The organism is Microcoleus vaginatus PCC 9802, assembly GCA_022701275.1.
Classification (GTDB): domain Bacteria; phylum Cyanobacteriota; class Cyanobacteriia; order Cyanobacteriales; family Microcoleaceae; genus Microcoleus; species Microcoleus vaginatus_A.
This window is the reverse complement of sequence record CP031740.1, coordinates 6,090,938-6,111,967: the sequence shown is the minus strand read 5'-3', so window position 1 is coordinate 6,111,967 and position 21,030 is coordinate 6,090,938. Positions and strand designations below refer to the sequence as shown.

Below are 21,030 nucleotides of genomic sequence, written 5' to 3'. Positions count from 1 at the left end.
TTTCTATACTTCCCATATTTATTTATGAAAACCGTTCTGATTGTAGAGGACGATTTGGTTAATGCTCGGGTTTTTTCCAAAATTCTGACTAAGCGGGGGGGCTTAGCCGTCAAGCACACGGAAAATGTTGAAGAGGTGATGCAGATTGCTGCCAACGGCGAAGCTGATTTGATTTTAATGGATGTGTCTCTTTCGCGCAGCGTGTACCAGGGCAAATCTGTTGACGGCATTAAGATTACTCAACTGCTTAAAGCTGACCCGCAAACTGCCTCGCTGCCAATTATTTTGGTGACTGCTCACGCGATGGCTGGTGATAAAGAAACATTTCTCGATCAAAGCGGTGCCGACGGTTACATCTCTAAACCTGTGGTAGACCATCAAGAGTTTGTTAATCAAATCAAGGCTTTGCTGCCTGATTGAGTGAACCATATATGCAGAAGGAATAAGAAGGAAGAAGGAAAAAGGAAGCAGGAAGAAAGAATTATTTGTTTGAACCAACAAACAATTAAAACTCTAGAGTTACAAAGTTTGCTTAAACTCTGAATCTTCCTTCTTCCTTCTTCCTTTCGATGTCCCATCGCACAATGCTAGGAGTTCGGACTTGGAATTTGTGAGGAAAAATTTGAGCTTTTTTAACTGATGAAATCGGAGTGTGCGTTGTGGCGAGGAACCAACTTATCCTCAGCGAACACAACGCTGTTCACTCATTCATGCAAGCTCAAAACTATGATTAGTCTTCGTCCTCATCGAAGTCAAAACCGATATCATCATCATCGTCAACATCAGGTCCCAAGGCATCATCATCAGTCTCAGCGACAAACTCGTCCTCATCAACCTCAACTTCCTCAAAATCCTCATCAGGCTCAAGATCAGACGGGCGCCCGATCTCAAAACCGCTCTCGATCGTATAAGCGCGGCGCGCAGTGCGATCATCCAAAACCACATCCTCCTGTAAATCGTGGATGTCGTCATCAAACACAGCACCATCAAAACCCGCATCCTGGACGCCAGCATCCTCATAGGCATTGAACCCAGTACCCGCAGGAATCAGGCGGCCGATAATCACATTTTCCTTCAGCCCCCGCAGCCAGTCAGACTTACCTTCGATCGCAGCCTCAGTCAACACCCGCGTAGTCTCCTGGAACGAAGCAGCGGAAATAAAGCTATCGGTATTCAGCGAAGCCTTAGTAATCCCCAGCAACACCGGAGTATAATCCGCCGGCGCTCCACCAGTAATTGACATCGCCTCATTAACCTGCTCAACCTGCCGCAATTCTACCAACTCGCCCGGGAGCATAGTAGTATCCCCACCATCTTCCATCCTGACTTTGTTGGTCATCTGGCGGACGATGACCTCGATGTGCTTATCAGAAATATCCACGCCCTGAGACTGATAAACCGACTGCACCTCATTCACCAAAAACGTCTGCACCTGTTGGAAACTCTCCAAGGCAGCCTCAAAAGTAGACTGCCGCTCCTTGAGCACATGGAAGAACACCTCCAGAATTTCGTGAGGATTAGCAGGCCCGTCGGTCAAAGCTTCGGCGACGCCTACGCGCTGTCCGTCGGAAACGATCGGGTTTTGACCAGGCAACAAAGGATACTCCTCAATCCGGCCATCATCCTCAATCACCGCAAGTTCCACAACATCGTCATCTGTAACCACGCGAGCCGTCCCCGGTCGCTTGGCTAAAATACAAGCTTCCTTCGGCTTCCGCCCTTCCAGAAGTTCCTCAATCCGTGGCAAACCCTGAATGATATCCCCAGTCTTTGCCCGCTCAAACACCAGAATCACCAAATTGTCACCCCGCTGCACCAAGTCGCCGTCGTCTACGTGCAGCACAGCACCGGCCGAAACCCGGTAAGGACGAGCCACCCTGAGCAAGAGTTTCGCCGATTCTGTCTCCGACGCAGGTACAACCTTCACAACTTGACCGGACTCTTCGAGAACAACCCCCGGAGCTATTTCGGTACCAGCCACCAGCAGTTGACCCGGACTCACATCCGGCGTACCCGCCACAGAGATCGAAATAGAATCCGCATCTCGCATCACCAACAGTCGGCGCACTGGTTCGCCATGCCCCTCACGGATGCCCCGAACAATACCCGCTTCTTTGCAGAGAATCTCCGTGCGGGCGACTACTGCCCCGGGCGCGATCGACTGCCCATCTTCGACCAACAGCCGCGTGTGAGTGCTGCCCTGAGTCGGATCGGCAGACACATCCCGCCGAATCACCAGCGATTCCAAAATCACTAACTGCAAGCGGAAAGTCTTTGAAGCTCGATCGCCCCCATCGCTCACAGCCATCGCCAACTCTTGCGACGCACTAGCGTCTTCAGGCGAGCCCCAAGCAGGTCCCGAACCGTCCGCCCCAAAAGCCGTAGCATCCTCCTCATCCGGCAGCAGCTCGATATCCGCCGCCAGTTGCGGAGCTCCCGAACCAATTTCCAAGATAAGCTGAGTCCGCAGCAGTTCCAATCCCTCCACAGATTTGACGCGCTCCCCATCCTTATAAGGCAGTCGCTGCACTGCTTTCAAAGAGATCGACTCATTCAGCGCCGTCTGAGAAGGCACAGGTGGCTTATCCGGCACCGGAAACTCCACCACAGGGCGCAGCAGCAAAGCCGGGCCCTCGGGAGTTTCGATATACTCCGCATAGCCCAACTCTTCGGCAACCAAGCCTGGGAAAATTTCTTCACCGGCGTTGACGATTTGACCTTCCCCAAATGTTAGTGGCGGGCGGTCAACTACATGGAGTGTGCCCGGTTTGATCACAATTTCCCGGAGGATGTCATTTTTCTGAGTGATTTCCACTGCCCCGCTGGTTTGGCAGAAAATATCCTTAACGACTTCTGTACCGGCCTCAACGTACTGACCATCTTCCACCAGCAGCAATGAAATATCTTTATTTACCTCGTGGCACTCTTCCGGTATCCAGAGCAGAGTGCCGCCTTTAACGACTTCGTAGCCAAGTTTAGCTTTGCCGCGCTTGTGGACTTCCACCCCCCCGTACTTGACAATGCCCCCTGTAGCTGTGCGGTAGCTGTCGTCGAGCAGTTCCGCCACCACTTCCCCGTTGATGACTTTGCTCCCGGGAGCCGTCTTGAGGGAAAACCGCTGCTTAGAAGAGGTTTCGATGGTGTAGTGGTCGCGGCCGCCTGCGCTTTCTGCCCGCACGACTGCTTGGTCGAGCAGGACTTGGGCGGTGATAATTTCAATTTCTCTGGGGTCAGCGATGCGGACTACGCCGCCGTGTTCAGAGATGAGTTTGGTTTCGGCAATTACGCTTTCGGCCGGAATGCGATCGCCATTTTTCACTGCTGGTTCCGCGCCCGGGGGCAAGTTGTAGACCTCTCCTGAGAGAATCCAAATCAGTCCGCCTTTGCTGGCTGTGCGGGTTGTGTTCCCTTGGCGGTCGGTTTTTTCTTCAGGCACCAAATCAGCAAATTTGGCTTCTCCGGCTAAGTCGGAAGCCACGTCTGTAGTCACTTTTTCAGTGGTTTTGCGGGCGGCGCGACCGACGATCGGCACTTCTGCCAAAACTTGACCGGGAATGGCGCGCTGTCCGTCTTTGACCATCAGAGTAGAACCCTGGACGATCGCCAATTCGATTTTCAGTTTTTGATTTTTGGCGCCGGATTTCCCTTCTTCAAATCCGTCGCCCTCAAATACAAGTTTGCCGTTGTTTTCTGCCACCAGTGCTTCTTCACCGTGTCTGGTGCGGAACGAGCGAGTACGCAAGTTCTTGAATTTCACTACGCCGGGGAAGGGTGCGCGTTCTTGTTTCGCGACTTCTCCAGTGAATACGCCGCCGGTGTGAAAGGTACGCATGGTGAGCTGGGTTCCCGGTTCCCCGATCGACTGAGCTGCAATAATCCCGATGGCTTCTCCCATGTCCACCATTTTCAAGTGGGCGAGACTCCAGCCATAGCAGTGCTGACAAACCGATCTGGTTGATTCACAAGTCAGGGGCGATCGTAAATACACCTCTGCCACCCCAGAATTACCAATTTCCGTCGCCAACTCCTCGGTAATTGGCTGATTTCGGACGGCTTTTTCGCTGCCGTAAGCCACGATTTCCCCGGTTTTGGGGTGCACCACATCTCTGGCGAACACCCGCCCTAGCAGCCTGTCCTTGAGGGGAATCAGCACTGTTGCTCCGTCCGTCATCGGCCGTACTCGAATTCCCCGCTGAGTGCCGCAGTCCACTTCCCGCACAATTACGTCTTGGGATACGTCCACCAAACGGCGGGTCAGATAACCCGAGTCTGCCGTCCGCAAAGCTGTATCTACCAAGCCTTTGCGCGCGCCGTAGGAAGAGATAATGTATTCGGTGACGGTGAGTCCTTCGCGGAAGTTGGTTTTAATTGGCAAGTCGATGATTTCTCCTTGGGGGTCAGCCATCAATCCGCGCATTCCGACTAGCTGCCGCACTTGAGAAATGTTTCCCCGCGCCCCGGAGAATGCCATCATGTAGACCGAGTTTAGGGGGTCTGTGGCTCGGAAGTTTTTGACTACTTCGTCTTTGAGGTCTTCTGAGGTGCTGTTCCAGGTATCGATTACTTTTTGGAAGCGTTCGACTTCGGTGATTTCGCCTCTGGTGTATTTTTGTTCGGTGATGCGGATTTCTTCTTCGGCGGCATCGAGGAGCGATCGTTTGGACGGGGGAACCTGCAAATCGTCTACGCTAATCGAAACTCCCGCTCGTGTCGCAAAGCGGAAACCCAAGTCTTTGAGTTTATCGGCCATTTGCGCTGTACGGGCCGTTCCGTAGTGCATGAAGGACCAAGAGATTAATTTTTTGAGCTGACCTTTGTCAACAACTCGATTACGAAAAACAATTTCCTTATTTTCTGTCATTTTTCTGAGTAGTGGTAATTGGTAACTTTTACTGCCCTTCGACTTCGGTTCTCTTGAGCGAAGCCCAAGGGTTCAGGAACCGCGTAGCCGAAGTATTGGTAATTGGTAATTGGTAATTGGTAATTGATAAGTAGAGCGGCGGGAAAAAACAACAAGCATTTTGTTTTTAGGGGCGGGTTTAGCGTATAAGGAAGAGAGCTAAGCTAAAAAATGAATTGACTCACCTGCCCTTCCCATAATAAAGTTTATTTGCACCTACCTACTTAATTGGTAATTGGTAACTTTTACTGCCCTTAGACTTCGCTCACTAACCGCATCGCTGAAAGTTTTTGTAAGTAGTAATGGGTAAATTTTCTGGTTTCAATCACTATTATTTGTTAGCGATTATTTGTCAGTTATTACCCATTACCCCTTACCCGTTACCTCTTATCCATTACCTCTTACCCCTTACCCATTTCTAATTGTTAATGACCGATTCGATGGTTTGGTGATAGATAATCCTGCCCGGAGTAGTGCGAATGAATTGATTGATCACCTTGCCGTCTCCGTCTTCCCGAACCCGGCGGAACTTGTATTCTTTCGTCACGATACCGTCGGTAGAGCGTTCCACCTTCAGCGGTTCTCCTTCGGGTTCTGTGTTTTCTATGGCGCCTTGAAACCTCACCCACACGTATGAGTGCAAGTCAACGACTCCTTGTTCGTAAGCTACAACCGCGTCGGTAAGGTTGGAAAAATAGTGACCAGCTCCTTTTTGAGCGTCAGGATTTTCGGCTGTCAAGTAATAGCAACCGAGCACCATATCTTGAGAAGGAGTAACGATCGGTCTTCCGGTTGCCGGCGACATAATGTTGTTAGAAGCCAGCATCAGCAAGCGCGCTTCCGCCTGAGATTCCAGAGACAAAGGCACGTGCACTGCCATTTGGTCGCCGTCAAAGTCAGCGTTAAAAGCCGGACAGACTAGCGGGTGAAGCTGAATTGCCCTCCCGTCCACCAAAATCGGCTCAAAGGCTTGAATCCCCAAACGGTGGAGGGTCGGCGCCCGGTTTAGCATTACCGGGTGTCCTTCAATCACCTCCTGAAGCACGTCCCAAACACTGGGATCGTTGCGCTGGATCAGTTTTTTGGCAGCTTTGATGTTGTTGACCAATCCTTGGCGGATCAAGCGGTGGATGACGAAAGGCTGGAAAAGCTCGATCGCCATTTCCCTCGGCAAACCGCACTGATGAATTTTCAGTTTCGGCCCCACCACAATCACCGAACGCCCGGAGTAGTCAACCCGTTTCCCCAGCAAGTTTTGCCGGAAACGACCTTGTTTCCCTTCAATGATGTCCGACAGCGACTTCAGCGGGCGGTTGTTTGCCCCCACCACCGTCCGGCCCCGGCGGCCGTTGTCAATCAGCGCATCCACAGCTTCTTGCAGCATCCGCTTTTCGTTGCGGATGATAATCTCCGGCGCCAAAATTTCTTGGAGTCTCGCCAAGCGGTTGTTGCGGTTGATTACTCTCCGGTAAAGGTCGTTGAGGTCGCTCGTTGCAAAACGCCCGCCGTCTAGCTGCACCATCGGCCGCAAGTCGGGGGGAATCACCGGAATCACATTGAGCACCATCCAATCGGGTTGAGATCCCGTAGCGATGAAGTTGTCAATTACCCGCAAACGTTTAATTAACTTCGCCCGTTTTTGACCTTTAGCATTGGCAATATCTTCCCGCAACTTTTCCGCTTCGCTTTCTAGCGGAATGTTTTGCAGCAAAACTTGCAAAGCTTCAGCACCTATGCCTACTTCTACACCCGTCAGCGTGGAATCTTCGCTGTAAAGTTCGTCTTCTATTTCCAACCAAGCATCTTCGGTTAGCAATTGCTTGTATTGCAGTTTTTCGGCATTACCGGGATTGAGAACAACATAGGCATTGAAATAGACGATTTGTTCGACATCTCGCAGGGGCATATCTAATAAAATTGCCATGTAACTCGGGATGCCTTTGAGATACCAAACGTGAGCTACTGGGGCTGCTAATTTGATAAATCCCATCCGGTGACGGCGGACGCGAGATTCAGTGACTTCAACACCGCATCTTTCGCAAACAATGCCTCTATGGCGAACTCGTTTGTACTTGCCACAATGACATTCCCAATCTTTTGCCGGCCCAAAAATGCGCTCGCAAAACAAGCCATCCATTTCTGGTTTTAACGTCCGATAATTTATTGTTTCTGGTTTTGTCACTTCTCCAGTAATCTGACCGTTGGGTAAAGTTCTCTCTCCCCACTGTCGAATTCTTTCTGGTGAAGCTAACCCGATCTTGACGTAATCAAAGCGTTGTTCTATTTTAGCCATTCTTGACTCCAATTGATAATTTACAGTCGATTATTTGTGGTTGTTTATCTTTTTTGTTGGCTTGTTTCACGGTTTAACTCAATGTTATACTCCTCTATATGTGACGTTGTTTTTAATATCACAAATGACACTTGACGATACTCCAAAGTTATCAGCGATTTGAGAGATGGATTCTCTACCTGTAATTCTTTTTCGTACCTCAAGAGCTTGCTCGAAAGTCAATTTGCGATCGAGATATCCACCCATGCGAGGCACTGGAACCTCTTCGCCTGCTTCCTTCCAAGTGACGTGATACTTAATATCGTGTATGGTTTTGCAACCAACACTGTATTCCTGAGCTACATCCTTCACTCTCTCTCCTGCTGCTAGTTTTTGCCGAATTTCTCGCACCTTTTCCCAATCTAATTTGGCATTTGAAAGGGGATGACTTTTGCCTTGAGTGCGTCGTTTCTTAGAAGCATCTAATAAATTTTGAGTGCGAGTTCCACCCCAAAGGTGTTCGGGATTAATACAACTGGGATTATCGCAGGTATGACCAGCATCTATCGAAGTCGGCACTTCACATCCTAATTTCTCGGCTAAAACAGCACGAGTAACTGATTGGGATTTCCCATTTTTAAAGTACCTGCCATAACCACCTTGACCATCCTTTGCCCCTTGAAAAATTATGCAGCCGCTGTCTTGAATTTTTCCTACCAAACCGGAGGGAACTGTAGTGAAGTTATCAGGAATATTTGCCTGAAGTCTCTTAGTAATAGTTTCATAGTGTACGCCATACTCTTTTATTAGGTGGCTTTTGATGGTTCCAGCTAAATACTTAGCCTGAATTTCCCGCAGTTGTTCGTTAGCGCAGCCCTCGGACAGGATCGATAGTTTACCAATACCGGGAATACTTTTGCGTCTGGGAGTTTTGCGATCGCGCTTCATCATCTGCCCGGTATTCTCAGCAGCAGTACCTACTACCAGATGTGCCGGGTTGATGCAGCTTCGATTGTCGCAGGTATGGCAACCAAAATAACCGGAACCGAGGAACCCTGCTATTTTCGATTCGAGGACTAAACGGTGGACTAATACTGTTTTGCCATCGATCCACTTGCGCGCGTAACCGTTGCCAAACTTGCTCCCTTGCCAGTTAATACAGCCTGTCGCCCGGTCAAATTCTCCTTCTATTCCTGGGACAACTGTTACAATATTCATGTTCAGCGTCTCTCCTGTTTAGAGCGTTGATTCGCCTCAGCAGTGGTACGAACACTGCTGAGGCATTTTAATTTGAGATTGTCGATTAAAGATTAAAGAATTGAATGCTGTCAAAAAATCTTTAATCTTTAATCTTTAATCTTTAATGCCTAATCCTCGTCAAGTTCGTCACGAGAAAGCGATTCGTAAGTAGGCCGGGATGGCGATCGCTTGCCCCCAGCATCTGCCATCAAATCCACCTCAACGTGCTCGCTGCCCTCGTCGGACGTATTCACCTTGTGCACAGCAATATCCAAGCACAAAGACTGCAACTCCCGCATCAGCACCTTGAAAGATTCCGGCGTACCGGGGCGCGGAATAGCTTTGCCCTTAACAATCGCATTCAGCGCTTCATTCCGTCCCTGCATATCGTCCGACTTCACAGTCAGCAACTCTTGTAAAGTATAAGCTGCGCCGAACGCTTCCAGAGCCCAGACTTCCATTTCTCCGAACCGCTGACCCCCCTGCTGCGCTTTGCCGCCCAAAGGCTGCTGCGTTACCAGCGAGTAAGGGCCTGTGCTGCGGGCGTGGATCTTATCGTCTACCAAGTGAACCAGCTTCAGCATATAGGCGATGCCGACTGTGATGGGGCGATCGAACGGTTCGCCAGTTCGGCCATCGTAGACAATAGTCTTGCCGGGGTGCTTTTCGTTAAACACCCAAGGCTTGCCGGTTTTTTCGCGCGCCTCCTGTAACTTGCCGTGTACGGTTTCCCGCGACTTTTCAGCGCCGTGCATTTCATCAAAAGGCACCATCTTGAACCGCATGGACAGATTTTCGCCCGCCCATCCCAGCAAGCACTCAAAAATCTGACCTACGTTCATCCGCGACGGTACGCCCAAAGGATTGAGCACTATGTCAACCGGAGTCCCGTCGGGCAAGTAGGGCATATCCTCCATCGGCAGAATCCGGGACACAATACCCTTATTTCCGTGGCGGCCGGCCATTTTGTCGCCGACTTGAATCTTGCGCTTTTGAGCTACGTAGACGCGGACGACCATGTTGGCGCCGGGGGGCAGTTCGTCGCCCTGTTCACGGGTAAACACCCGCACGTCCACCACGCGGCCTTTTTCGCCGTTAGGGACGCGGAGGGAATTGTCGCGCACATCGCGGGCTTTTTCCCCGAAGATTGCCCTCAGCAGTTTTTCTTCCGGCGGTTGGTCGGATTCGCCTTTGGGGGTGACTTTGCCGACTAGGATGTCGCTGGCTTCCACCCAAGCACCTTTGCGGATAATGCCCTGTTCGTCTAGCTGGCGCAGCGCGTCTTCGCCGACGTTAGGAATTTCGCGGGTGATTTCTTCGGGGCCGAGTTTGGTTTGGCGGGCTTCGATTTCGTATTTTTCAATGTGGATCGATGTGTAGACATCTTCGTACACCAAACGCTCGCTAATTAGCATGGCGTCTTCGTAGTTGTAGCCTTCCCAAGGCATATAAGCTACGAGGATGTTGTGACCCAGAGCGAGTTCTGCTCCTTCGGTGGATGAACCGTCGGCGAGAACTTGACCTGCTACGACTCGATCGCCCTCATAAATCAGCGGACGCTGGTTTAAACAAGTATCTTGGTTAGAGCGCTGATATTTTTGCAGTTCGTGTTCGATGCAGCCAGCATATTTTTGCTTCCAAACCGAGGGCTGTTTGACTTTGAGATCGTCGTATTCCTTAATCAGGAAATGTTCTTCGCTGGAATTCGATTCGGCATCTACAGCCAGAGGTTTGACAATAATCCGGGTAGCGTCGATGTAAATCACCTCGCCGTCGATCCGGGAAACCACAACCATCCCGGAATCTCGGGCCGCCTGAGCTTCCAACCCCGTACCGACTAGCGGCCGTTCTGGTTTCAGTAGCGGCACAGCTTGCCGCTGCATATTCGATCCCATCAGAGCTCGGTTGGCGTCGTCGTGTTCCAAGAAAGGAATCAGCGATGTCGCTACGGAGACGATTTGCACGGGCGAAATCGCCATGTAGTCCACCTGCATCGGCGTGGTGGTAGTAAATTCTTGGCGGTAGCGGACGGCTACGGTTTCGCCCAAGAGGTTGTTGTTTTCGTCGAGACTGATGTCTCCGGGGGCGACGCGCAAATCGTCTTCTTCGTCGGCTGTCATGTAAACAGGGGCTTTGTCGCGCAGCACCCGTCCTTTTTCTACTGGATAAAAAGGAGTTTCAATAAAGCCGTAGGGGTTGACGCGGGCGTGAGTTGCCAAGGAACCGATCAGACCGGCGTTGGGGCCTTCTGGTGTTTCGATCGGGCAAATCCGGCCGTAGTGGGACGGGTGAATGTCCCGTACTGCAAACCCGGCGCGTTCCCGAGTCAGACCTCCTGGGCCTAAGGCGGAAAGCCGACGTTTGTGAGTCAGTTCTGCCAGAGGGTTGGTTTGATCCATGAACTGCGATAGCTGGGAGGAACCGAAGAATTCCTTGATTGCTGCTACCAGCGGTTTGGGGTTGACCAGAGAAGCGGGGCTGAGGGAGTCGGCATCCGAGACGGTCATTCTTTCGCGGATGATCCGTTCTAAGCGGTTGAGTCCGACGCGCACTTGGTTTTGCAGCAGTTCTCCGACACTGCGGACGCGACGGTTGCCTAAGTGGTCGATGTCGTCGGTGGAGCCGATGTCGAATTCGAGGTTAATTAAGTAGTCGATCGCTGTCAAGATATCTTGCGATGTCAGCACCCGCATGGTATCGGGGACTGTCAAGCGCAATTTTTTGTTGAGTTTGTAGCGACCGACTCTGCCCAAATCGTAGCGTTTGGGGTCGAAAAAGCGCGAGTTGAGGAGCTGTTCGCCGCCCGCCACGGTGGGGGGTTCCCCTGGACGGAGTTTGCGGTAGAGCTCCATCAAAGCTTCTTCTTCGCCGAATTGTCCTTCTTTCTCGATCGTTTTTTGGAAGTATTCCGGGTGCCGCAGGGAGTCGTAGATTTCGCCGTCTGTGAGTCCCAATGCTTTGAGCAGCACCTGAGCCGATAGTTTGCGGGTTTTGTCGATTCTGACCCAGACTAAATCGTTTTTGTCTGTTTCAAACTTGAGCCAAGCGCCGCGGTTGGGGATGAGCGAGGCGTTATAGGAACGGCGACCGTTTTTGTCGGTTTCCGATTTGTAGTAGACGCCGGGGGAACGCACGATTTGGTTGACTATCACCCGTTCGGCGCCGTTGATAATGAAAGTGCCGCGCTCGGTCATCAAGGGCAAATCGCCGATGAAGACTTCTTGTTCTTTGATTTCCCCTGTTTCTTTGTTAATCAGGCGGGTGGGCACGTACATTTGCACCGAGTAGGTGCTGTCCCTGCGCTTGGCTTCGTCCACGTCGTATTTTGGGCGCTTGAGTTTGAAGTCTTTGCCCATGAAGTGGAGTTCCAGCTTGCCCGTGTAGTCTGTAATCGGGGAGAAGCTGTCGAGTTCTTCGATCAGTCCGGCTTCTAGGAACCAGCGGAAACTTGCCCGCTGGATTTCGATCAGGTCGGGCAAGGTGAAGGCGAATTCTGTGTAATCTTTAGTAATCGTCATGGGTATCCTTTTTCCGCAGTGGCTCTAGCTTTTTACATGGCGCCAAGGCTGGGCTTTTTTACCTTGTTGCGTTTTTTTGATTGATTGTGTGAGAGAATTTATATGATGTTTTCGATCGCCTACCAACTGCTGCAACGGTTATTTTTGCGGGTGCCTCGCAGTATTTTTGTGCGGATTTTGGTTTCGATCCCGATGCTTTTAGCTCCGATCTCGTGGTTTTCCTGGGTAAATCCCCTACACTTTTGACTCCTAAAATTGACTTGACAGCTATTGCCAAATTGCTGATGTTCCAAGTTTCTTCTGATGTGTAAGTTTGAGTGTGTAAGTTTGAGGTATTGCGTGAAGTTTTGACCGATCCCGAAGGTTAGGGTACTCGCGCTGTGTTGATAGTTCCCGGGCGACATCGCAGTCGCGGATACTAAACCAACGCCCGATCGGTCTGTTCTTTTTATTATAGGACGCAAATCCGATCGCAACAGGCAACGCCAAAAGAATCTCCAATAAAGGATGAATCCGGTTTTTCTGGCAGGATAGAAATGGGATTGTCCCTATGGCTTGCCCCTAAATCGACCTTTTTTCCTCGTTTCTCTGTTCTGAATAAGCTAAACTGAAAAGCCGAATAGCTGACAGGCATTTTCGGTTGTCTGCTGGGACAAAGTTAAGAGAGAAACTCCTCTCAATTTAGCAACTTGCTCGGCTACGTAGTAGACGTAGGCTGGTTCGTTGCGTTTTCCCCGCTGGGGTACGGGGGCGAGAAAAGGGCAATCTGTCTCGACTAGGATGCGATCGCTATTTACCATACAAGCTGATTCTTGTATTTGCAAGGCTTTTTTAAAGGTGACTGTTCCGCTAAAACTGATGTAGAAACCTAGGTCTAAAAACCACTGGGTTTCTTCGGGTGTGCCTCCCCAGCAGTGCATGACCCCGCGCACTGGCCCGCGTGTTTGCCAAAAGTTCCTTAGCATTTCGGCCATTGGGGCGGCGGCGTCGCGACAGTGGATAATGACTGGTTTGTCAAGTTCCTGGGCGATTTCAAGCTGTGCCTCAAACACTTTAAACTGGTGTTCTCGATCGTCCGCTTTATAAAAGTCCAGTCCGGTTTCGCCGATCGCCACTACCCTAGAGTCCGAATTCGCTAATTCCCTAATCTGGCTCGCAGTCTCGTCTTTCCACTTCTCGGCATCTAGGGGGTGGAGTCCAACCGCAAACGAGACTTCTGCAAACTGATTGGCGATTGCTTGAATGCCGGCAAACTCTTCTGGCTCTACACAAGAATGAACCAGCCGAACTACACCAGCTTCGCGCCAGCGTTCTCGAATGGCTTCTAACTCAGATTTGTAGGTCTCAAAGTTGATATGAACGTGAGTGTCGATGAGCTGCATGGGGGAAGCAGATTAGAGGTGATACGGGAGAGTCCTGGTGGGATAGGGCGAGGGGGGAGTGAGAGAGTCTGGGAGTGGGAGTGGCAGAGAGTGTGTGGGAAAAATCTTCCGTCTTCTTTCTTCCTTCTTCCTTCTTCACGCTTGACTGCTTCACGCTTGACTTCTTCCCTCAACATCCATCCCTTCAATCTTGTACACTGCTTCGTTGCCGAACTTTCTGCTTCCTTAAGATGCTACCGATACTTCGTGCGGCTTGAGGGTTCTTGCCAAGCGGGACTTTTTGCGAGCGCCGTTGTTGCGGTGGAGTACACCTTTTTTGACAGCTTTGTCAATTTTGCTGTAGGCCTCAGACATTCGCTGCTGGACTTCTTGCATTAATTCCGGGCTCGGAGCTGCGGCGTACTTGTCTACGGCAGCGAAATACTTTTTCATCAAAGTTTTGACCGCTGACTTGTAAGATTTGTTGTACAAGCGGTTACGTTCGGCGATTTTGACTCGTTTGACGGCGGACTTAATATTTGCCATAGTTCAGTTGCTGGAAGTAGGTATTGATTGATACACCCTAGTCTCAAGACAGTCCCAAGACAGGGGGATTTTGAAGGACAACCTTTTCGGGATCGATCCGCAAAAAGCTTGATTTTTAAAGGCGGAGTGAGACAGCCAACTTTCAATTAGCTCAGATTGAGCTGAGTCTCTGGCTACTTTTTGGCGACGCCCGCGCAATAATTTTTTATTGACTCATTTAACTGCCTGGTTTTTACCCCTGACAATACCCAAAGGTATGACACGGGTGTTACAGAGGCGTCTTGCGGTGTTTCCACCGTCACGAGTTAAAGTCACGGTTTCTTGCGCGCAATTTTCAAGTATACAATAATTTGGCGTTTTTTTATAAAAAAATTATCAGGTGTTGGAAAAACTAATATAGCACCTATTCTGCTTAAAATCCCATTCTATGAAAAATCCAAGTTAAGCTATAACAAAGAATACGGGTTATTTGGGCTTCGGCAAGAAGCACTTACCGAAGGTAGAAGGTAAAAAGCAGAAGGTAGAAGGTAGAAGACAGCCGGATCAGAAGGTAGAAGGTAGAAGGCAGAATCAAAATTCTCCCCCTCGAACACTCTCCCTCTCGGATATTATCGGGGTCGGACACTCTCCCCCTCTGCGTTCCAACCCTCTTCCTCCGCACCTGGTTCTCTGGCGGGCAATTCCTAGAGAAGGTTGTGACTTGTCCTCAGTGTTGCAAAATCCTCGACAGAGATTTAAACGCTGCACTGAAGCCTTGGAAAATGCCGCGAAACTCGCGGTTTAAGCTTGTGGACTGGTGGTGGCTTACTTCTCTAGGAGAACGCCACAAAAATCCCCAATTGTCAAGCAAATGTTAGTGAAGTTATAGACGGCATTCCTAATCTCCATGCTGCGAATCATTACTCAGTGGGTTGAGGCACAAGCTGAACTGCGACGGATCTGCGATCGCACCCATGACGAACTTGTCGTTCACAAAGAAGCCACCGTGCGCGAGGTGTTGCAAGCTGTAAGGCGCAGAGGCGATCAGGCTGTGCTGCACTACACTGCTGAATTTGACCGCATGACCCTAAATGTGGAAGATTTACGGGTCAGCGGCGCCGAACTGGATGCTGCTTACCAGCAGGTGTCGAAAGAATTATTAAATGCCATCCGGCTGGCTTGCAAACAAGTAGAGGCGTTTCACCGACAGCGCGTACCCAAGTCTTGGGTGCAGTTTGGCGATGACGAGATTGTTTTGGGCAAGCGCTACACGCCGGTCGATCGAGCGGGAATCTACATTCCTGGCGGTCAGGCCTCCTATCCAAGCTCGGTGATTATGAATGCGGTTCCTGCGAAGGTCGCCAAGGTGCCGAGACTGGTGATGTGTACTCCCCCCGGACAGGAGAAGAAAATGAATCCTGCGGTGCTGGTAGCGGCTCAGGAAGCGGGAGTTGATGAGATTTATCGAGTAGGCGGGGCGCAGGCGATCGCGGCTTTGGCCTACGGTACGGAAACTATTCCGAAGGTGGATTTAGTTACTGGGCCGGGGAATATTTACGTCACTCTGGCTAAAAAACTGGTTTACGGGACTGTGGGGATCGATTCTCTGGCTGGCCCGTCGGAAGTGTTGATTATTGCGGATGGTTCGGCGAATCCCGTGCACGTGGCTGCGGATATGTTGGCTCAAGCTGAGCACGATTCGATGGCGTCGGCAATTTTGCTGACGGCGGATTCGGTGCTGGCTAGGAAGGTGGTGGCTGAGGTGGACAGACAGTTGGCAAATCACCCGCGCCGAACTTTAACAGAAAAGGCGATCGCCAACTATGGTTTAGTCGTGGTAGTTGACTCGCTCAAAGCGGCGGCGGAACTCTCTAACGAGTTTGCCCCGGAACACTTGGAATTGCAAGTTGCAGATCCTTGGGCTTTGCTCGACCAAATTCGCCACGCTGGGGCGATTTTCTTGGGCTGCTCGACGCCGGAAGCTGTGGGTGATTATTTGGCTGGCCCGAATCACACTTTGCCGACTTCTGGGGCTCCGCGCTATGCGTCGCCGCTGGGTGTCGAAACTTTTATGAAGCATTCGAGTTTGATTCAATATTCGCCTGCAGCACTTAAGAAGGTGAGTAGGGCGATTAATGTTTTGGCGGAAGCAGAGGGGCTTCCTTCTCACGCTGATTCGGTGCGACTGCGGACTGAAAATGAGGGAAAGGGTGAGTTTTAGATGGTAGATTTAAGTAGATGATCGGCAAAATACATAATTAGTCAAAAGCCAGTGAAACGAAGCACTTCGCTGGTGATTATCGTAGCTTTACATTATGTGACAAGTGGCAAAGTTTATTTGCACCTATCTACTTACCAACTCCGGGCTTAAGAAACCGGGTTTCTTCAAGTATCTTGCTTAAATGACGCAATTATGTTAAGAAACCGGGTTTCTGGGTAGGAAATAAGGATGTTGGTGGGAAGGGCTAAATTGTGGACAGTAGGCGACAATCAACGAAAAATTTAAAGGTGCATGGTATTGAATACTGTTTTGGTAGCGATCGACAATTCAGAGCTTGCAGAACGAGTTTTGCAAGTTGTAGGACAATTTCAGCTAGAACCGACGGCAAAGGTGATTCTAGTTCATGTTGTGAGTTCTGGTACGTCGGATTTTGACGCGGTTGTCGATCGACCTCACGCTCAGGGAGATGAGATTGCTTACCGAGAGGTGGAGAAGTTACTGCAATCTTATCAGGAAAAGTTGCCTTGCCAGAGCGATTTAGAAATTGTTTCCGGACAGCCCGCAGAGGAAATTTTGCGTTTGGCTAATATTTATAAGGCGGATTTAATTGCGATCGGCTGCCGGGGTTTGACTGGTTTAAAGCGAATTTTGGAGGGCTCGGTGAGTGCTGAGGTTGTCGCTGAGGCTCCTTGTTCGGTGTTGGTGGTGCGGGCGAGATGAGCGGGAAAACCCCATAACCGCTGCAATGGGTAGAGTAGAATTAACCCAATTGGTGCAATCCCTTACTGTGCAAATTCTCCTCAATGTGCTGCATGTCATTCATATCCTCACCCGCAACTATCCCGTAAATTTCCGTGTAGATTTTTCCGTATTTAACCTTCTCTAAAGCTGACAAGATTATCAAGTCCTTGCGCTCGAGTTCGGGTTTCAGGGTGACAAGAATCGATTCTAAAGTCCCGTCCATTCGGCAGTCACTGGAATATTTAGCCACCTCCTTTCCCCGCCCCAGTAGGGTATGGCGCTGTAAGCAAAGCGGAGTCGAGCCATTAACTCGGAAATTGGCATCGATGGCATACAACTGTCCCTCAGAGTCTTCTAGCACGTCGAAACCAATAACACCGAAATAACCCTGTTGGTGAGCATATTTACCAATAGCGGCAATCATCTCAAAAAACCTACTCATGTCGGTTTCGCGGTAGTGAATTAGTCCCCCTAAATAGCTGCCCTCTGGGGTTACAAGTTGGCTGGTAGTGCCGATAAGCGTGATATTTCCCGTTTTGCTTACATAGAACTGCACGCAATAGTTCTGCACTTCATTCTTGACGAATTCCGAGACAATAATCGTATCCAGCAACTTAATATCAAGATATTTCCTCACTTCCTGCAAGCAGTAGTTGAGATCGCTGGCGCTTTTGATAATATAAGTGCCTTCTCCAGAAAGTCCGTGGGATGCTTTAATTAAGTAGGGGAATTTCTCGGGTAACTGAATGCTTTCGAGATTGACTTCGTGCAGATTGTAGGTTTGGTATTTCGGACATTGCACGCCTAATTCGGCTAGCGTTGCTTTGCTGAGCAAGTGGTAGTGGATGTCAGGATGGACGGCGTGTTTTTCGGGTTTGAGATTGTCGAAGGGAAAGAGAGTGAGGAGTTTGTCAAAGCGATCGCTTACGCTGAGATCTTCGAGATAAGTTGAGCAGTCTATCATCTCCATACTGCTGTAGCTGAAGCCAAAATGCTCCCGCCAATAGTCCATCAGCGACTTCGGCGGCGAATTAATCACAATCCCTGGGATGGCATCGCCTAACACAGCCAGATTTTTCCAAGGTTCCTTCTGGCCAATCTTGTCGAAAGAAGTTTTGGTGGCTTCACTGCTGCCGTCTTGAATAAAGTATTTTTCCCTGTTGGGGTAAGCAGCCCAACTCGCAGTTGCAGGATAATTTAGGATGAACGCATAACGTGCATCTGTGATGTCGGGAGCAAACAAATCGGAAAGAGAATTACCCTGAAAGTAAGGAAAGTCGTATGTTGAGTTCATAGAAACCTCCAAGTCTAGTTTGAATTGAACTGTTTTCCCGGCCACTAAGTAGCTCGACATAATTAAAAGTAGGGTGGGCACTGCCCGCCCTACAAATTAAAAAAGTGTTTATTGATGTCCAGCTACTTAATACCTAGGAAACAAGATATTAGTTGCGGAATAGTCACTCTCTCCAACTAGAGAGAATGCAGCCTCAATAATTTCAATGATGGACGAGTTGTTTTTTCTTAGTGAACACAGCCACCTTGTCCATTTCTTCGGTTCTATAAGCACAAGCCATGTCGGTTGAGTTATGCGCCCAGCCAACCCGCCCTTGAGGGTCTATGAGGATGCACCCAGCTTCTCCTGCCACCTTAGATGCCAGAGTCTCAATTGCGATCTGCGCTGCTTCATCTGGGTGCTTGCCGGACGCTAGAATGTCGATCGCCGTTTTAGCCAGAACTACTGGCATAATCGACTCGCCATCGCCTGTGGTCGAGCAACCGCCGCGTTTATTTTCAGCAAACAAGCCTGAGCCGATAATGGCGCTGTCGCCGACGCGACCGGCGGGCTTATTCATAGTGCCGCCTGTTGAGGTACCGGCAACTAAGGTGCCACTACTATCCAAAGCTACACAACCAACCGTATTGGGGCGGTCAAGAACTTCTTTTTCCTCCTCCCACTCTTCCTGTTGCTCATCCGCGATTAAGTCTTCTTTTGCAGACATCTCGGCTCCATTTTCTGCTGCAAAATGTTCTGCGTGATCCGCTACTAAGAACATGGGTTTTTTATCCATAATCTTTCGCGCCACCGAGATGGGATGGCGCACGCCTTGAACATTGGCGAGCGCTCCCCAAGCTAATGAACCGCCTTCCATTATTGCTGCGTCTAGCTCTACCTCTCCCTGGTTGTTGAGAACTGATCCAAAGCCTGCGTTAAATGTCTGGTCAGCTTCCAGAACCCGGATAGCGGCCTCAACAGCTTCTGCTGCTGTACCCCCCCTTGCCAGCACTTCCCAACCAGCTTCTGCTGCTGCGGTACAGCCTGCATTGTTTGCTGCAACCTTCTCTTCGGAGATGGTTTTTGCTCCACCGTGAACAATAATACTCAATACCATAAGTTTCCTTTTTTTATCTTAAGCTCTACTTAAAAATTCCTTATATTAATCAATTTATTATAAGCAATTTTTAAGTATTTTCTTTGATGCTAGTTATATAGCCTAGCTGTGTTTAATTTAGGATTCGTCTATCTTCAGATATAATTATTATTGTCGAGATTGGTATTCCTCCCGACCTAGCTATTTACGAATTATTAATATATATGTTGCCAAAATTAGGTCAATAGTTTGAGCAAATTTAGCTTCGAGTTAGTTAAGGAAATTGAAAGAGTTAGGGCGTAAAGATGAGGTAAAACTTAAGGCGATGCACTACACCTTAACAGGCCAAATCGGTAAACGTGAAGAAGGAGACTTTGAGAGACAATAAGTGCGATCGCGCTTCACATCAGTCTGAGCCTTTCTGCTGACCCGCCAAAAACCCGCGCAGCCGCAACAAACTAGCCGTTTGACCCAAATTCAGCCTTAGCAGCGGCACTCCCGTGCGATCGCTAATTCGGCGGTACTTTTATTGCTGTGCTAAAATCGCTACTTTTACTGTTAACAAAAGTTGCAATATTTTTTATTAAAACCCCAAGTAAAGGCAGATAAACGCATATGCAAATTACCAATTATCATTAATTAATTTAGCTTACTTTCCTGAAAGTAAGGTTGATTCTTGGTTCAGTAACTTTGGCTGCTTTCGGGATTTGGTGTTGCCAAAAATGCTGGGTTTGTCCTTTCATCAGCAGGAAGCTTCCAGGAGTTAATTGAATTTCTAATTTCATTTCTTTTTGGTATTTGTGCCTGAGCATAAAACGACGAGTAGCCCCAAAACTTACAGAACCGATCGCTGGGTTTTCACCAAGTTCTGATTCATCATCACTGTGCCAAGCTACACTATCTTTGCCGTCGCGATATAGATTAAGCAACACGCTGTTAAAAACTGTACCTGCTATTGCTTCTATTTTAGATTTGATTGTTATGAGTGTAGGTGTCCATAGATTAGGCTCCATTTTTATGTTGGAGTAAGTGTAAGATTTACCTGCATCTCCGTACCATGCGGTAAGTCGCGGTATAGCGACTTGCTTGCCAAAAAGCAGAGTCACCTCTTGCTTCCAATTAATAGTGCCGTACAATTCCGCAAATATCTCGTTGCTCTCATTGTTATTGAAGAAGTCGCGGTACATGATTACTTCGGCATCTGGCAGAGATAATTGCTGACCATGCTTCTGGCTTTCTGCTTTTGGCTCTTCCCATAATGAAAGTTGAGTATACATAAATCTGCTCGCTGATTACGTTTTACTGAAATTTATAAATATACAGTTGTTGACACAAGCACTGCCCAGCTTTACCATTAATCATGTAAAGCTAATTTTAGCATTTTAACAAGACAAGGATAATTACTTTTCCCAAACTTACAGCTAATGTTGCATACCGAATTGGGCGAAAAATCTAGAATATGTTCCGGTATGTTTTTACACAGGGACATAAGTTTAGATAATGCCAGAAAAATTCGGTTACTCTTGCTTTTGCCTTCCTTGCCCGCGATCGCTGCTTTGATCGATCTTGACCTAATTCTAGTCCTCAATGAAGCGATCGGCCTTCACATCAGTTTGGGTTTTTCCCCTTCCGCGCCACCAACTCCCGGAGTCGCAACAAACTAGCGGTTTGCTCCAAAGAAAGCGCTAGCAGCGACACTCCCTGCAACCGAGACTGCACCCAACCGTCGCCCCAATACCACTCGTGAAATCCGTCAATTCCCTGACTCAATAACAGCGGTAGACAATTCTGCTCAGCAATATCGCGGTGGGGCGATTCCCCTGTGCATGGTCAAGGAATGTGACTTGCGGCAAAGTATTATTGACCGCCAAGTCAGAAAAATGA

At 49.2% G+C, this 21,030-nt stretch carries 13 protein-coding genes and 1 pseudogene; 4 read left to right on the top strand and 10 right to left on the bottom strand.

All coding sequences use genetic code 11. The annotated features are described in order from the left end of the window. Positions 1-24: 24 nt before the first annotated feature. On the top strand, positions 25-420 hold the full coding sequence (locus D0A34_25265; GenBank protein UNU21710.1) for a response regulator: 396 nt from the start codon (positions 25-27) through the stop codon (positions 418-420). Between the two features lie 310 nt (positions 421-730). Here D0A34_25265 and D0A34_25260 read toward each other — a convergent pair whose 3' ends face one another. The 6 genes from D0A34_25260 to D0A34_25235 all read right to left on the bottom strand — a co-directional run bounded on the left by D0A34_25260 (position 731) and on the right by D0A34_25235 (position 13,836). After that, a complete protein-coding gene (locus D0A34_25260) occupies positions 731-4,861 on the bottom strand; it encodes a DNA-directed RNA polymerase subunit beta'' (protein ID UNU21709.1) in 4,131 nt (1,376 codons plus the stop codon). A gap of 457 nt (positions 4,862-5,318) precedes the next feature. Beyond that, on the bottom strand, positions 5,319-7,193 hold the full coding sequence (locus D0A34_25255) for a DNA-directed RNA polymerase subunit gamma (protein UNU21708.1): 1,875 nt from the start codon (positions 7,191-7,193) through the stop codon (positions 5,319-5,321). A gap of 84 nt (positions 7,194-7,277) precedes the next feature. After that, positions 7,278-8,390, bottom strand: coding sequence for a hypothetical protein (locus D0A34_25250; protein UNU21707.1), 1,113 nt, complete (start codon positions 8,388-8,390; stop codon positions 7,278-7,280). A 149-nt stretch (positions 8,391-8,539) separates the two neighbouring features. Then, a complete protein-coding gene (gene rpoB / locus D0A34_25245; GenBank protein ID UNU21706.1) occupies positions 8,540-11,929 on the bottom strand; it encodes a DNA-directed RNA polymerase subunit beta in 3,390 nt (1,129 codons plus the stop codon). A gap of 602 nt (positions 11,930-12,531) precedes the next feature. Further along, entirely contained in the window at positions 12,532-13,311 is a 780-nt protein-coding gene (locus D0A34_25240; protein ID UNU21705.1) for a TatD family deoxyribonuclease, read from the bottom strand. A gap of 225 nt (positions 13,312-13,536) precedes the next feature. After that, positions 13,537-13,836 carry a 30S ribosomal protein S20 gene (locus D0A34_25235; GenBank protein UNU21704.1) on the bottom strand — a complete coding sequence of 100 codons (300 nt, stop codon included), beginning with the start codon at positions 13,834-13,836 and terminating at the stop codon, positions 13,537-13,539. Between the two features lie 469 nt (positions 13,837-14,305). On the opposite strand from D0A34_25235, the gene D0A34_25230 reads away from it, so the two are divergent. From D0A34_25230 to D0A34_25220, 3 genes are all read left to right on the top strand, one after another. Then, positions 14,306-14,620 carry a hypothetical protein gene (locus D0A34_25230; protein UNU21703.1) on the top strand — a complete coding sequence of 105 codons (315 nt, stop codon included), beginning with the start codon at positions 14,306-14,308 and terminating at the stop codon, positions 14,618-14,620. Between the two features lie 102 nt (positions 14,621-14,722). Continuing rightward, positions 14,723-16,036: a histidinol dehydrogenase gene (hisD, locus tag D0A34_25225; GenBank protein ID UNU21702.1), complete on the top strand. Its 1,314-nt coding sequence runs from the start codon at positions 14,723-14,725 to the stop codon at positions 16,034-16,036. A 291-nt stretch (positions 16,037-16,327) separates the two neighbouring features. Further along, positions 16,328-16,756 (top strand): universal stress protein, encoded by a 429-nt coding sequence (locus D0A34_25220; protein UNU21701.1) that lies wholly within the window; start codon positions 16,328-16,330, stop codon positions 16,754-16,756. 40 nt (positions 16,757-16,796) lie between these two features. Here the strand turns inward: D0A34_25220 and D0A34_25215 are convergent, their stop codons facing one another. The 4 genes and pseudogenes from D0A34_25215 to D0A34_25200 all read right to left on the bottom strand — a co-directional run bounded on the left by D0A34_25215 (position 16,797) and on the right by D0A34_25200 (position 20,955). Continuing rightward, a complete protein-coding gene (locus D0A34_25215) occupies positions 16,797-18,071 on the bottom strand; it encodes an ATP-grasp domain-containing protein (GenBank protein UNU22461.1) in 1,275 nt (424 codons plus the stop codon). 202 nt (positions 18,072-18,273) lie between these two features. After that, positions 18,274-19,167 carry a peptidase T gene (locus D0A34_25210; protein UNU21700.1) on the bottom strand — a complete coding sequence of 298 codons (894 nt, stop codon included), beginning with the start codon at positions 19,165-19,167 and terminating at the stop codon, positions 18,274-18,276. A gap of 623 nt (positions 19,168-19,790) precedes the next feature. Further along, positions 19,791-20,423 carry an alpha-ketoglutarate-dependent dioxygenase AlkB gene (locus tag D0A34_25205; protein UNU21699.1) on the bottom strand — a complete coding sequence of 211 codons (633 nt, stop codon included), beginning with the start codon at positions 20,421-20,423 and terminating at the stop codon, positions 19,791-19,793. A gap of 331 nt (positions 20,424-20,754) precedes the next feature. Then, positions 20,755-20,955, bottom strand: a pseudogene (locus D0A34_25200) (hypothetical protein). Positions 20,956-21,030 lie beyond the last annotated feature (75 nt).

Excerpts from the sequence above, each read along its gene's own strand:
- D0A34_25265 (UNU21710.1), top strand. The coding sequence starts at position 25 with ATGAAAACCGTTCTGATTGTAGAGGACGATTTGGTTAATGCTCGGGTT.
- D0A34_25260 (UNU21709.1), bottom strand. The coding sequence starts at position 4,861 with ATGACAGAAAATAAGGAAATTGTTTTTCGTAATCGAGTTGTTGACAAA.
- D0A34_25235 (UNU21704.1), bottom strand. The coding sequence starts at position 13,836 with ATGGCAAATATTAAGTCCGCCGTCAAACGAGTCAAAATCGCCGAACGT.
- hisD (UNU21702.1), top strand. The coding sequence starts at position 14,723 with ATGCTGCGAATCATTACTCAGTGGGTTGAGGCACAAGCTGAACTGCGA.
- D0A34_25220 (UNU21701.1), top strand. The coding sequence starts at position 16,328 with ATGGTATTGAATACTGTTTTGGTAGCGATCGACAATTCAGAGCTTGCA.
- D0A34_25210 (UNU21700.1), bottom strand. The coding sequence starts at position 19,167 with ATGGTATTGAGTATTATTGTTCACGGTGGAGCAAAAACCATCTCCGAA.
- D0A34_25205 (UNU21699.1), bottom strand. The coding sequence starts at position 20,423 with ATGTATACTCAACTTTCATTATGGGAAGAGCCAAAAGCAGAAAGCCAG.
- D0A34_25250 (UNU21707.1), bottom strand. The coding sequence starts at position 8,390 with ATGAATATTGTAACAGTTGTCCCAGGAATAGAAGGAGAATTTGACCGG.
- rpoB (UNU21706.1), bottom strand. The coding sequence starts at position 11,929 with ATGACGATTACTAAAGATTACACAGAATTCGCCTTCACCTTGCCCGAC.
- D0A34_25240 (UNU21705.1), bottom strand. The coding sequence starts at position 13,311 with ATGCAGCTCATCGACACTCACGTTCATATCAACTTTGAGACCTACAAA.
- D0A34_25215 (UNU22461.1), bottom strand. The coding sequence starts at position 18,071 with ATGAACTCAACATACGACTTTCCTTACTTTCAGGGTAATTCTCTTTCC.
- D0A34_25255 (UNU21708.1), bottom strand. The coding sequence starts at position 7,193 with ATGGCTAAAATAGAACAACGCTTTGATTACGTCAAGATCGGGTTAGCT.